This window comes from Amycolatopsis bullii (assembly GCF_014654205.1).
GTDB lineage: Bacteria > Actinomycetota > Actinomycetes > Mycobacteriales > Pseudonocardiaceae > Amycolatopsis > Amycolatopsis plumensis.
Window position 1 is genome coordinate 322,415 of sequence record NZ_BNAW01000003.1, and the last position, 13,084, is coordinate 335,498.

Here is a 13,084-nt window from a genome sequence, read left to right on the forward strand (position 1 = left end):
CATGACGGAGAGGGAACGCGACATGCGCGCAGTGCAGGTGACCGAGTTCGGCGGCCCCGAGGTGCTCACCCCCGTCGAGCTGCCCGACCCGGTGGCCGGCCCCGGCGAGGTGCTCGTCGACGTCGAGCGCATCGGCGTCAACTACGCCGACACCCACCAGGCCGAGAACTCCTACCTGGCGCCGAGCAAGCTGCCGCTCGTGCCCGGTGGTGAGGTGGTCGGCCGCGCGAACGGCAAGCGGGTCGTCGCCCTGCTCAACGGCGGTGGCGGATACGCCGAGAAGGCCGTCGCGCCCCAGGCCACGACCTTCCCCGTCCCGGACGGCATCGACGACCTCACCGCGCTGTCCATGCTGGTCCAGGGCACCACCGCGTGGATCCTGCTCCGCAAGAACGCCCACCTCGAGCCGGGTGAATCGGTCGTCGTGCACGCCGCCGCCGGCGGGGTGGGGACGGTCGCCGTGCAGCTCGCCAAGGCGTGGGGCGCCGGCCGGGTCATCGCCACCGCCAGCAGCGACGAGAAGCGCGCGCTCGCCCTCGAGCTCGGTGCGGACGTCGCCATCGACTCCCGCGCCGGGGACATGACCGCCGCGCTGATCGAGGCGAACAACGGCCGCCGCGTCGACGTCGTGCTCGACATGGTCGGCGGGACGACAACCGACCAGAGCATCGCCGCGCTCGCGCCGTTCGGGCGGCTGGCCTTCTACGGCATGGCGGGCCGCGAGAACCCGAAGCCGGTCGAACTGCGCAATCTCCTCGGCCACAGCACCACGATCAGCGGCATGTGGCTGCCGCACGTCTTCCGGCTGCCGGGCAACGTCTTCGGCACCGCGCTCACCGAGCTGTTCAAGCTCGTCGAAGACGGCCGGCTCAAGGCGGTCCCGGGCGGCGAGTATGCGCTGTCGGACGCCCGCGGCGCGCACGAGGCCCTGCGTTCCCGCAAGACCGTCGGCAAGCTATTGCTCGACCCCAGCAAGTAGGAGGTGCTCCAGGGGTGCCGCCTTGTGGAGGCACTCCTGCCACTCCGCCTCCGGGTCCGAATCCGCGGTGATGCCGCCGCCGACGCCCAGGGAGATCGTGCCGGAAGCGATCTCGAACGTCCGGATCGCCACGTTCAGCTCCAGCCCCGCCACCGGGGACACCAGGCCCATCGCGCCCGTGTACACCCCGCGGGCGCACGGTTCCAGTGACGCGATCAGGTCCAGCGCGCGGATCTTCGGCGCGCCCGTCACCGAACCCGGCGGGAACGTCGCCGCCAGCAGCGAAGCGTCGGACACCGAGGGGCGCAGCACCCCGGTCACCGTCGAATCGAGGTGCCACACCCCGGGTGCCGGGCGGACCTCCAGCAGCGACGGCACCGTCACCGAGCCCACCTCGCAGACCCGGCCGAGGTCGTTGCGCACCAGGTCGGTGATCATCACGTTCTCCGCGACGTCCTTTTCGGACTGCCGCAGCAACGCGGCGTTCCCGTCGTCGGCCGGCCCGCGCCGGGGGAGCGTCCCCTTGATCGGCGTCGACCGCACCGAACGTCCGTGGCGCGCGAGGAACAGCTCCGGCGAGAAGGACACCACCGACCCCCACGGGCCGGACAGGAAGGCCGCACGGCGGGGGGACAGCGCGCGGACGCCGGCCGCGAACAACGCGGTCGGCGAGCCGGTGAACGGGCCCGTGAACCGCGAGCAGATGTTGGCCTGGAACAGTTCGCCCGCTTCGATCGCGTGCACGCACGCCTTCACCGCGTCCCGGTGCTCCGACGGCAGCGGCCGCCGCAGCGGCCCCGCCGTCCACGAACCGGCCGGAACCTCGGCGGCCAGCAGTGACTCCATTGTGGACACCGACGGGCCGCCGCCGTCCAAGGACTCCAGGTAACAGGTTCCCGAAGCGGACCAGCGCAGCACGTGGTCCGCCCAGCCCCACGCGGACGCGGGCAGCGCGCCGGTCCGGCCCGACGGGTCCGCCGAGTCGTAGGCCAGGTAGCCGAACCAGCCCCCGCCGATCACGCCGGGCCCGGCGTCGGCCTCCGGCGGGAAGGGAGGCAGCGCGGACGGGGACACGGCCAGGGACGGCGCGATCACCGCCCGTGCGGAAAACCAGTCACCTGAAAGCATCGCCGGCGGCGGCAGGCCGCGCGCAGCGTTGTGGTGGGCCAGCGCCGAAAACGCGCGCGACGGCGTCAAGTCCGTCCGGAGTGGCTTGCTCGTCACGCGCATGGCGACATACCACCACACGTCAGAGCAGCAAATCACCCAATGTGAACGGGTACACGACGGCGTTCTGCTCCACCGGTGCCGCGATGCCGGGCACGTCCGGGGCGTACGCGTGCTGGTGCACCCCGAGCCGTGAGTGGAACCAGCCCGCCCGCCCGGGGATGCCGTTGTGCCGGACCAGCCACAGCACGACCTCACTGTCGGCCCAGCGGTCCGGGTGCAGGCGGTGCTGCCAGCAGTCGTAGTCGGCGTAGACCAGCACCCGCTCGATGCGCGCCGCGTGCCGGACGTGCTTGATCCACGCCTTGACGAACCGGTCGTCGACGCTCGGCGCCGCGACCTCCAGCGCCGGGGCGAGCGACCCGGTGGCGAACGCGCCGAGCCGGCTCGCCGTCCGCACGAAGAACTCCGCCTGGTCGTGCACCGCGCCGGGCCGGGCGTAGTGGCGGCCGCCGGCGTGCAGCCCGGCTTCCTGGGCGCCGGCCAGGTTGCGCTCCGCGGCGGGGTTGCTCCAGTTGACGTTCTCGCTGATCGTCACCGACACGAACCGGGTCTGCGCGCTGCGCACGGCCTGCCAGTCGGACACGCGCTCGCGGTGCGACAGCGAGATGCCGAGCTCACTCTCCGGCTCTGTCACGGTCCGCCCCCGGCACGTCGGTGGAGAGCACACCATACGTCGCCGGAGGCGGCCCCGCAGCGGCACGCGCCCGTGTTGATCAGGCCTTTTGGTCAGGCACTGTCCTTCTGGAAGGTCCGGGTGCCCCACCAGAGGGACAACGCCGCCGTCACCAGCACCACGACACTGCCCGTGAACAGGGCGTCCATCGTGAAGTCCCCGCTGAAGCCCGACCGCTCGACGTCGACGACGTGCCGGAACGGGTTGAGCCGCGAGACCGTGTAGAGCCAGTCCGGCGCCCGCCCCGCGGTGATCGGCAGCAGGATCCCGGAGAGCAGCAGCAGCGGGATGAGCACCGCGTTGAGCAAGGCGGGGAAGGTCTCTTCGCTCTTCAGCGTCAACGCCAGCGCGTAGGAGCACGACGCCAGCGACACCGCCAGCAGGAACACGATCACCAGGCTCAGCAGCACGCCGCCCACCGGGGCGTCGAGCGGGAACGCCAGCGCGGCCAGCACGATGATCAGCACGGCCTGCACCACCGCCTGCAGTGGGCTGGCCAGCACCTTGCCCAGCAGCAGCGCGACCCGGCTGACCGGCGTCACCCGGTTACGCACCGCCGTCAGCATCTCGTGGCGGAACATCAGCCAGGTGTCACGCAGCATGGCCGGCCTCCTCCGCTTTCCGCAGCGATCGCCCGGTCAGGGTCAGGAAAACGTCGTCGAGCGTCGGCCGGTGCACCTGGACCGACCGCATCGCGATGCCGTCGGCGTCCAGGGCGCGCAGCAGTTCCGGCAGCGCGACGTCGCCGCGCGGCACCCGGAACCGGACCTGCCCGCCCTCCACGGACAGCTCCCGGGCCCCCGGCAGCCGTTCGGCGATCCCGGCGGCGTCCGTGGCCTGCCCGGGATCGACACCGACTTCGACGCGGTCGCCGTTGACCCGCGCCTTCAGCGCGTCCGGCGTCCCCTCGGCGACGATCCTGCCGCCGTCGATGACGATCAGCCGGTCCGACAGCGCGTCGGCCTCGTCGAGGTAGTGGGTCGTGAGGAAGACGGTGATCCCCTGGCCGGCGCGCAGCCGGCGGATGTGGTCCCACAGGTTGGCGCGGCTCTGCGGGTCGAGACCGGTCGACGGCTCGTCGAGGAACACCAGGCCGGGTGAGTGGATCAGCCCGAGCGCGATGTCGAGCCGCCGCCGCTGGCCGCCCGACAACGTCTTGACCGGCCGTTGCTCCAGCCCGGCCAGGTCGAGCTGCCCGGCGAGCTCGACGCCGCGCGCGACCGCGTCGGCCCGGCTCATCCGGTAGAGCTGCCCCTGCAGCACGAGTTCGTCGGCGACCTTGCGCTCCGGCGCGGTGCCGCCGCCCTGGGCGACGTACCCGATGCGCCGGCGCACGCCCAGCGGGTCGGAAAGCAGGTCGCAGCCGCCGACGGTCGCGGTGCCCGCGGTCGGCTTCAGCAGCGTGGTCAGCATGCGCAGGGTGGTCGTCTTCCCGGCACCGTTGGGCCCCAGGAAGCCGACCAGCTCGCCCGCTGCGACGTCGAGGTCGACGCCCCTTACCGCGTGGACTTCGCCCCCAGTGCGGCCCTTGCGGCGGAACCGCCGCTCGAGACCGCGTGCCGTGATCATGAGATCCCCTCTCGCAGTAGTCAATTTTGACTAGTTGAGTCGCACACTGTGCCTCAGAAGAGCGCTGTCAAATTTGATTACCGGCGGCGGTGAACCTTTCCGCCCGGAACCCCGACTGTCTTGGCGACGCGCACGACGTGAGGCAGGGAGACGCGGTGAGCGAGGAACGGCGCAACGAGTTGCTGGTGGTGCGCTGCCAGCTCGGGGAGCGGGCGGCGTTCCACGACCTGGTGCGGCGCTGGCACGGCCCGCTGTGGCGCTACGTGCGGGGCATGGTGGGCTCGCCGCACGTCGCGGACGACCTCGCCCAGGAGGCGTGGGTCGCCGTGGTGCGCGGGCTGCCGCGCCTGCACGAGCCGGCCCGGTTCGCCCCGTGGCTGTTCACCATCGCCCGGCGCACGGTGACCGACCACCTGCGCCGGGCGTACGGGGCACCGCGGACCGCCGAGGCCGAGACGGACGAGGTCACCGCCGACGACGGCCTCGGTGACGTCCTGACCGCGCTGGAGGTCGAAGCGGGCCTGAGCGGGCTGCCACCGCTGGAACGCGAGGTGCTGATCCTGTTCCACCTGGAGGATCTGCCGCTGGTCGGCTGCGCCGAGGTGCTCGGCGTACCGCCGGGCACGGTCAAGAGCAGGCTGCACCGCGCGCGTCGCATGTTGCGGGACGTCCTGGTGGAGAAGGGGTACGAGGCATGAGTGAGCACGACGACGCGGTGGCCCGGGCCGTCCCGGAGGAACTGGAGCGCGCGCTGGCGGCGGAGGTTTCGCTGCGCTCCCGGATGCGGCACGTGGCCGTGGGGCTCGCGGGCGGGTGCGGTGCGGCGCTGCTCACCGTGCTGTGGGTGACCGAGCCGCACCCGCTGCCCGCTCGCACCCAGGCCGCCTTCGCCGGGCTGATCGCGGTCGGCCTGGCCTGGGCGGCCTTCGCCGGGTGGGTGCTGAGCCGCCGTCGGCCGCTGTTCGCCCGGGACCGGGTGCTGGGTGCCCGGCTCGCGCTCGCGGCCAGCGCGGTCACCGGCGCCGCCGGCACGGCCGTGGCCGCGGCCCGCGGCACCACGGCCGAGCTGCTGGCCACCGCCCTGACCGGCGGCGTCCTCGTCGCGGCGGCCGGACTGCTGCTGGCACGGGCACACGCTCGACGCCGCGCCCTGCTGCGCCTGCGGGACACCCTCGGCTGATCACCGGGGCGGCGGTTCGCCGGCCCTCACGTAGTGGGCGCCCGGGGCGCGGCACGACGGCGAAGCTCCCGGCCGCGCCTGCCCTGGCCGATCAGCGGGGCGGTTCGCCGAACGGCTTGCCGGCCACGCCGTCCATCACGTATTCGCCCGCTTCGAGCCGGGCGATCAGGCCCTTGAGCCAGCCGAGGCTCGCGTTCGTGATCCCGCCCCACAGCCGGTACAGCTCGCCCACGTGCTCCGGCGTGCCCAGCCCCATGTTGACCTTCAGCTCTTCGAGCATCAGCCCGGCCTGCTGCTCCTCGGTCTCCAGGTGAACCAGCCGGTGCCGCAGCAGGTTGATCACCCGGGCCCGGGGCAGGTGGTCATCAGCGAGATCGCGGCCGACAGGTCCGGGTGGTGAGCTGGGGATCGGACAGCGCCTTCGAGAGCAGCACCTGGTACTCCTGCGCACCCTCGCCGGTCAGCCGGTAGGCGGTGCGGTCCGGGCCGCCCTCGCCCGGCTCGACGTCGACCTGCTCGAGCAGGTCCTCGGCGGTGATCTTCTTGAGCGCGTGGTAGATCGACCCCGGCTGGACGTTGGCCCACTCGTCGGCCGACCAGGTCAGCAGCTCGCGCCGCACCTGGTAGCCGTGCGCGCGGCCGTACATCCGCACCACCCCGAGCACGAGCAGCCGTGTCGCCGACAACCGGGGCCTCCCTCCCGAAAACGTGCGTGACGCCCTCCGTAGGCTAATAAGGTATGAGCACCCCTGTGTTGACCGCGGTGGCCTGGCCCTACGCCAACGGCCCCCGCCACATCGGCCACGTGTCCGGATTCGGCGTCCCGTCCGACGTCTTCTCCCGCTACCAGCGAATGGCCGGCAACCGGGTGCTCATGGTGTCCGGCACCGACGAACACGGCACCCCGATCACCGTCCAGGCGGACAACGAGAACTCGACGCCGCAGGAGACCGCGGACAAGTACACCCGCCAGATCGGCAACGACCTGCAGGGCCTCGGCCTGTCCTACGACCTGTTCACGCGGACCTCCACCGGCAACCACGCCGAGGTGACGCAGCAGATCTTCCTGGCGCTGCACCGCAACGGCTACGTCGTGCCCAAGACGACCCGGGGCGCGATCAGCCCGTCCACCGGCCGCACGCTGCCCGACCGCTACGTCGAGGGCACCTGCCCGATCTGCGGCTTCGACGGCGCGCGCGGCGACCAGTGCGACAACTGCGGCAACCAGCTCGACGCCGCGGAGCTGATCAACCCGAAGTCGCGGATCAACGGCGAGACGCCGAAGTTCGTCGAGACCGAGCACTACTTCCTCGACCTGCCGGCGTTCACCAAGACCCTCGGCGACTGGCTGAGCACCAAGACCGACTGGCGCCCGAACGTCCTCAACTTCACCAAGAACCTGATCGACGACATGCGGCCGCGGCCGATCACCCGCGACCTCGACTGGGGCGTCAAGATCCCCCTGGAAGGCTGGCGCGACCAGCCGCTGAAGCGGTTCTACGTCTGGTTCGACGCGGTGATCGGGTACTTCTCGGCCAGCGTCGAGTGGGCGCGGCGCTCCGGCAACCCGGACGCGTGGCAGGAGTGGTGGAACAACGCCGACGCGCGCTCCTACTACTTCATGGGCAAGGACAACATCACCTTCCACGCCCAGATCTGGCCGGCGCTTCTGTTCGGGCACAACGGCGAGGGTGACAAGGGCGGCGAGCCGGGCAAGTACGGCCGCCTGCACCTGCCCGACGAAATCGTCTCCAGCGAGTTCCTCACCATGAGCGGCTCGAAGTTCTCGACCTCGCGCGGGCGCGTGATCTACGTCGAGGACTTCCTGCGCGACTTCGGCCCGGACACGCTGCGGTACTTCATCTCGGTCGCCGGCCCGGAGACCCAGGACACCGACTTCACCTGGGACGAGTTCGTCCGCCGGACGAACTTCGAGCTGGCCAACGAGTGGGGCAACCTGGTCAACCGGTCCATCTCGATGGCGCACAAGAACGTCGGCGCCATCCCGCGGCCGGAGGCCCCGACGGCGGCCGACGAAGAGCTGAAGGCGTTGTCGCGCAAGGCGTTCGACACCGCGGGCGCACACCTGGCCCGGTCCCGGTTCAAGCTGGCCGCGGCCGAGGCGATGAAGGTCGTCACCGCGGCGAACAAGTACATCTCCGACCAGGAGCCGTGGAAGCTCAAGGACGACCCCACGCGGCGCGACACCGTGCTGCACACCGCGTTGCAGGTCGTCTCGGACGCCAACACGCTGCTGACGCCGTTCCTGCCGCACTCGGCCCAGAAGGTGCACGAGGCCCTCGGCGGCACCGGCGTCTGGGCCGCCCAGCCGGAGCTCAAGGAGGTCGACGACCTCGACATCGACGGCCGGGTCAACCCGATCCTCACCGGCGACTACGCGGCCGAGCAGGCCAAGTGGGCGTCGACGCCGATCGAGGTCGGCAAGCCGCTGCAGAAGCCGTCGCCGCTGTTCACCAAGCTCGACCCGGCGCTCGGCGAGACCGGTCCGGAGTGGGCGCCGATCATCAAGGAGTAAGAAGTACGCATGGGTGATCAGAAGCGCGAGCTGCCGCCGGTCCCGGACCGGCTCCCGGTGTCGGTGGTGGACGCGCACACCCATCTCGACGCGTGCGGCGCGGTCACCGCGGCCGATGTCACGGCCATGGTCGACCGCGCCGAGCGCGCCGGCGTCGCCCGCGTCGTCACGGTCGCGGACGACCTCGCCTCGGCCCGCTGGGCCGCGGAGGCCGCGACCTGGGACCGCCGGGTCTGGGCGGCGGTGGCCGTCCACCCGACCCGGACCAAGGAGTTCGGCGAGGCCGAGCGGGCCGAGGTGGAGCGCCTGGCGGCGCACGACCGCGTGGTCGCCGTTGGCGAGACCGGTCTCGACTACTACTGGGACTACTCGCCGCACGACGCCCAGCAGGAGGCGTTCCGCTGGCACATCGACCTCGCGAAGCGGCTCGGCAAGCCGCTGATGATCCACGACCGCGAGGCCCACGACGACGTGCTGCGCATCCTGGCCGAAGAGGGTGCGCCGAATGCCGTAATTTTCCATTGTTTCTCCGGGGACGCGGAAATGGCCCGCAAGTGCGTCGACGCGGGCTTTGTCCTTTCCTTCGCGGGCACGGTGACGTTCAAGAACGCGAAGGAGCTCCACGAGGCGGCCCGGCTGTGCCCGGCGGGGCAGTACCTCGTCGAGACCGACGCGCCGTTTCTGACCCCCCACCCGTTCCGTGGGCGGCCGAACGAGCCGTTCGGCGCCGCTTACACCGTCCGTCACCTCGCGGCGCTCAGAGGCGAAGCTGTCCACGAAGTCGCCGAAGCGGTCCGGACCACCGCCGAGCGGGTCTACCGACTCCCCAGCGTCACATCGGGTTGAACGCATTGCGACAACAGGGTTTCCGGCTCGCCCACCTGATGGAGTGACCCAGATCACGACACTCCGGGCGGTGTTTGCGCAACCCGCCCGGACCCGTTACTGTCCCGTGATCGTGCCGGTCGGACCTGCGCTCAGCAGTTGCCGATCGTCACGCCCAGTCGTAGAGACGGCGCCCCCGACCGTCGTCTCGTGAAAGGGAACGATCCCCGGTGACAGGTAGCAGACAGGCTGGAGCGCGCTCCGCCGTCCTCGAACGCAGTCATTTCGAGGACACGGCTTACGGCCAGCTCGACTTCTCCGACGACCCGAACATCACGCAGCAGGACATCCTCGCCGCGCTCGGCCCCGATGCCGACGCGATGATGGCCGAGATCGACGTCGACGTCGACGAACTGATCCGCCTCATCAACGCCGAGACGACGTACCTGCCGCCGATCGTCATCCCGGACGGCCTCGAGGAGGACCGCACCGCTTCCCCCGAAGCGCGTCGTGCGGCTCTGGACGAAGGCCTCCGCCAGACCACCAAGGTCTGGAAGCGCCGGTTCCTCAAGGGAGCCGTGCTCAGCGTCATGATCAGCGTCGCCGGCGGCGGCGCGGCCGCGCTGGCGATGAACAAGAGCATCACCGTCGACGTCGACGGCCACCAGCAGACCGTGCACTCCTTCGGCGACACCGTCGGCGAGGTGCTCGAGGACGCGGGCCTGTCCGTCGGTGCACACGACTCGCTCTCCCCGTCCCCGCAGGCGGAGGTCGGCGACGGCGGCGTCATCAAGCTCGAGCGCGGCCGCCAGCTGAAGATGATCGTCGACGGCGCGGAGCACACCTCCTGGGTCCGCGCGACCCACCTCGGCGACGCGCTGGGCCAGCTCGGCATGACCGAGCTCGACAAGCCCGGCACGTGGATGTCGATGCCGAAGAGCGGCGAGCTGCCCCTGGAGGGCGCCACCGTCGAGATCAAGACCCTGAAGAACATCACCCTGTACGACGGCGGCAACGCGCCGAAGCAGGTGAAGACGACCGCGGTCACGACGAAGGAGTTCCTGGGCGAGTACAAGCTCACCCTGGGCCCGGAGGACCAGGCCGAGGGCGGCCTGGACGTCAAGCTGACCGACGGCGCCGAGGTGCACATCAGCCGCACCGGCGTCTCGACGGTCGTCCAGAAGGAGAGCATCGACCCGCCCGAGCAGCGCGTCGACGACCCGGACCTGGCCAAGGGCAAGACGCAGGTCGAGGACCCCGGCACGCCCGGTGAGAAGGAAGTGACCTACAAGGTCACGCAGAAGAACGGCAAAGAGGTCGGCCGGGAGAGCATCTCCGAGAAGGTCCTCACCCAGCCGAAGCCGAAGATCGTCCACGTCGGTACCAAGCAGGCTCCCAACCCGGAAATCGGCGACGGCTCCGCGTGGGACCGCATCGCGCAGTGCGAGTCGGGTGGCAACTGGGCCATCAACACCGGCAACGGCTACTACGGCGGCCTCCAGTTCGACAAGCGCACGTGGGACGCCTACGGCGGCGACGAGTACGCCGCGCTGCCGAACCAGGCCACCCGCGAGCAGCAGATCGCGGTCGCGGAGAAGGTCAAGGCCGGCCGCGGCGGCAGCTACAGCGCCTGGCCGGTCTGCGGCAAGAAGGCCTGACAGCGCTTTCGAACGGCCCCCGTCCCTCGTGGATGGGGGCCGTTTCGCATTCCCGGCATCCGACCCTCCGGGTACGCGAACCGACCGTCCAGGTACGCGAACCGACCCCCTGGGTAAGCTCCTCCGGTGGTTGAACTGCTGGGACCTGCCGAAATCCGCGCCCTGGCGGCCGAACTCGACGTGCGGCCGACCAAGAAGCTCGGGCAGAACTTCGTGCACGATCCCAACACCGTCCGCCGGATCGTCGAACTCGCCGGGATCACCCCGGACGACGTCGTCCTCGAGGTCGGGCCCGGGCTCGGGTCGCTGACGCTCGGGCTGCTCGCCACCGGGGCGCGGGTCGTCGCCGTCGAGATCGATCCCAAGCTCGCCGGGCGGCTGCCCCGGACCGTCGCCGAACGGGGCCCCGAAGCTGCGGGAAACCTCACCGTCGTCGGGGCCGACGCCCTGCGCGTCACCCGGGACGAACTAGGCGAGCCGACCGCTCTGGTCGCCAACCTGCCCTACAACGTCGCCGTGCCGGTCGTGCTGCACCTGCTGGCCGAGGTGCCCTCGCTGAAGACCGGGCTCGTCATGGTGCAGACCGAGGTCGCCGACCGGATGGCCGCCGCCCCCGGCAGCCGGATCTACGGCGTGCCGAGCGTCAAGCTCGCCTGGTACGGCCCCGCACGCAAGGTCGCCGCCGTGCCACGCTCGGTGTTCTGGCCGGTGCCGAACGTCGATTCCGCGCTCGTCGCCTTCGAACGTGCCGGCTCGACGGCGTCCGAAGACCGGGACGTCCTCTTCGGCCTGGTGGACGCCGCCTTCTCACAACGCAGGAAGACGCTCCGGGCCGCGCTCGCGGGCTGGGCGGGCTCGGCCGAGCGCGCCGGCGAGCTCCTGACGGCCGCCGGGATCGACCCCCGGACCCGCGGCGAGCAGCTGGACGTGCACGACTTCGCCCGGATCGCCGCCGCGCGTCAGCAATCCACTGTGGAAGCGTGAAAATACGCCCTTGCCGCCCATGATCCCGTCATCCGGACACCGCCACTCGTGTGATCTGGGCCAACGGGCTTGCGTTCGCTCCTCGGGATCGGTTTTACTCAGTACGTCCATCCCGAGCGACTGAGAGACCTGGCTCGCCGAAGTCGCAGCAACCACCCTCCGCAGGGCAGGTGCTACCGCCAGGACCGATGGAGGCCGTTTTCGATGAAGAGGGTAGCCCGCCCCCTGCTCCTGACCAGGCGTCGCGTTGTCGACGAAGGCCGCCGCTCCGTGACCGCATGTCGACGCTCCCACTGAGCTTGTCGTAGCCGGTCCACCTCTTCTTCATGCACCGTCCTAACCGGACGGATTTCGCTTGCGGCCGGGCGCCCCCGCGCGGGTGCGCCCCGTTTTCTGGAGCCTTCGTGATCACCGTCGAAAACCTGTCCAAAACCTTTGCCACCAACGGAAATTCGGTCGTCGCCCTGCGGGACGTGAGCGTCGACGTCCAGGCCGGCTCGCTGTTCGGCGTGGTCGGTCCCGCCGGGTCCGGCAAGTCCGTCCTCGCCCGGTGCATCGCGTTGCAGGAGCGCCCCGACCGCGGTGTCGTCCGCCTCGACGGCCTCAACACCGGCACCCTCGACGGCCGCCGCCTCCGCGAAATCCGCCGTCAGCTCGGCGTCGTTTCGACGAAGCCGGAGCTGATCGCCGAGCGCACCATCGCCGGCAACATCGCTTCCCCGCTCGAGCAGCTCGGCGTCGACGGCCCGCAGCGCCGCAGCCGGGTCGGCTCGCTGCTCGACCTCGTCGGCCTGACCCCGCGCGCCGCGCAGCGTCCCGGCGAGCTCTCCGCCGGTCAGCTCCGCCGTGTCGCGGTCGCGAAGGCCCTGGCGGCGGCCCCGGCCGTGCTGCTCGCCGACGACCCGACCGCCGGCGTCGACCCGGAGGAGGCCGGCGCGGTGCTCGCCGTCCTCGACCGGGCGCGCTCCGAGCTGGGCACCACGGTCGTCGTCACGACGCCGGACGCGGGCGTGGTCCGCCGGGTCTGCGACGACGTCGCGGTGCTGGAGGACGGCACGGTCGTCGAGCGCGGCACGGTGCTCGACCTGATCTCGAACCCGGCCAGCCGCACCGCGCAGGCGCTGCTGCCGGCCATCGAGACCACTCGCGCCCAGGTGGCGCGCTACGACCGCTCGGCCGACGTCGTGCTGGTCGGCTTCGCGTCGGTGGGCGCGCTGCTCCCGGAGGCCGCGGGCCGCTTCGACGTCGAGTTCGCCACCATCGGCGGCGGCCTGACCCGCATCGGCGACACCCCGGTGGGCCGGTTCCGCCTCGGTGTCCGCGGCGAGCGGGCGGACGCGGCGCTGGCGTGGGTCGCCGAGCGCGGCGGGCACGTCACGCACACCGCGCGCGGCCCGCAGGGTGTCGCCGCTGCTTGATCCGACTCGAGAAACGCCCCGATGCGCAGGTC

At 71.3% G+C, this 13,084-nt stretch carries 12 protein-coding genes, 1 pseudogene and 1 riboswitch; of the genes and pseudogenes, 8 read left to right on the top strand and 5 right to left on the bottom strand.

All coding sequences use genetic code 11. From position 1 onward, the window contains the following. Positions 1-22 precede the first annotated feature (22 nt). A complete protein-coding gene (locus IE317_RS06350) occupies positions 23-979 on the top strand; it encodes a quinone oxidoreductase family protein (RefSeq protein ID WP_191307153.1) in 957 nt (318 codons plus the stop codon). Here IE317_RS06350 and IE317_RS06355 read toward each other — a convergent pair. The 4 genes from IE317_RS06355 to IE317_RS06370 all read right to left on the bottom strand — a co-directional run bounded on the left by IE317_RS06355 (position 956) and on the right by IE317_RS06370 (position 4,451). Beyond that, entirely contained in the window at positions 956-2,209 is a 1,254-nt protein-coding gene (locus IE317_RS06355; protein ID WP_191307155.1) for an aminodeoxychorismate synthase component I, read from the bottom strand. The two genes, IE317_RS06350 and IE317_RS06355, sit on opposite strands and share 24 nt — an antisense overlap. A gap of 19 nt (positions 2,210-2,228) precedes the next feature. Further along, positions 2,229-2,843, bottom strand: a complete 615-nt coding sequence (locus tag IE317_RS06360; protein ID WP_191307157.1) for a glycoside hydrolase family 25 protein — start codon at positions 2,841-2,843, stop codon at positions 2,229-2,231. A gap of 92 nt (positions 2,844-2,935) precedes the next feature. After that, positions 2,936-3,484 (bottom strand): ABC transporter permease, encoded by a 549-nt coding sequence (locus IE317_RS06365; protein WP_191307159.1) that lies wholly within the window; start codon positions 3,482-3,484, stop codon positions 2,936-2,938. Continuing rightward, positions 3,474-4,451: an ATP-binding cassette domain-containing protein gene (locus IE317_RS06370; protein ID WP_191307161.1), complete on the bottom strand. Its 978-nt coding sequence runs from the start codon at positions 4,449-4,451 to the stop codon at positions 3,474-3,476. Before IE317_RS06370 ends, IE317_RS06365 begins: the two co-directional genes overlap by 11 nt. Before the next feature lie 155 nt (positions 4,452-4,606). On the opposite strand from IE317_RS06370, the gene IE317_RS06375 reads away from it, so the two are divergent. Both IE317_RS06375 and IE317_RS06380 read left to right on the top strand, forming a co-directional pair. Further along, positions 4,607-5,149: an RNA polymerase sigma factor gene (locus tag IE317_RS06375; protein ID WP_191307163.1), complete on the top strand. Its 543-nt coding sequence runs from the start codon at positions 4,607-4,609 to the stop codon at positions 5,147-5,149. Beyond that, the gene (locus tag IE317_RS06380) at positions 5,146-5,631 is read left to right on the top strand and encodes a transmembrane transport protein (protein WP_191307165.1); all 486 of its coding nucleotides are present in this window, start codon (positions 5,146-5,148) and stop codon (positions 5,629-5,631) included. Before IE317_RS06375 ends, IE317_RS06380 begins: the two co-directional genes overlap by 4 nt. 91 nt (positions 5,632-5,722) lie before the next feature. Here the strand turns inward: IE317_RS06380 and IE317_RS06385 are convergent. Beyond that, positions 5,723-6,317: pseudogene (locus IE317_RS06385) on the bottom strand (PadR family transcriptional regulator). 53 nt (positions 6,318-6,370) lie between these two features. On the opposite strand from IE317_RS06385, the gene metG reads away from it, so the two are divergent. The 5 genes from metG (at position 6,371) to IE317_RS06410 (ending at position 13,052) form a co-directional block, all read left to right on the top strand. Further along, positions 6,371-8,167 carry a methionine--tRNA ligase gene (gene metG / locus IE317_RS06390; RefSeq protein ID WP_191307167.1) on the top strand — a complete coding sequence of 599 codons (1,797 nt, stop codon included), beginning with the start codon at positions 6,371-6,373 and terminating at the stop codon, positions 8,165-8,167. 9 nt (positions 8,168-8,176) lie between these two features. Further along, positions 8,177-9,013 carry a TatD family hydrolase gene (locus IE317_RS06395; protein WP_191307169.1) on the top strand — a complete coding sequence of 279 codons (837 nt, stop codon included), beginning with the start codon at positions 8,177-8,179 and terminating at the stop codon, positions 9,011-9,013. A 209-nt stretch (positions 9,014-9,222) separates the two neighbouring features. Beyond that, positions 9,223-10,650: a resuscitation-promoting factor gene (locus IE317_RS06400; RefSeq protein WP_191307171.1), complete on the top strand. Its 1,428-nt coding sequence runs from the start codon at positions 9,223-9,225 to the stop codon at positions 10,648-10,650. Positions 10,651-10,776: 126 nt separating this feature from the next. After that, on the top strand, positions 10,777-11,634 hold the full coding sequence (rsmA, locus tag IE317_RS06405; RefSeq protein WP_191307173.1) for a 16S rRNA (adenine(1518)-N(6)/adenine(1519)-N(6))-dimethyltransferase RsmA: 858 nt from the start codon (positions 10,777-10,779) through the stop codon (positions 11,632-11,634). 104 nt (positions 11,635-11,738) lie between these two features. After that, positions 11,739-11,829, top strand: a riboswitch (SAM riboswitch). A gap of 209 nt (positions 11,830-12,038) precedes the next feature. Beyond that, the gene (locus IE317_RS06410) at positions 12,039-13,052 is read left to right on the top strand and encodes a methionine ABC transporter ATP-binding protein (protein WP_191307175.1); all 1,014 of its coding nucleotides are present in this window, start codon (positions 12,039-12,041) and stop codon (positions 13,050-13,052) included. Positions 13,053-13,084: the final 32 nt, after the last annotated feature.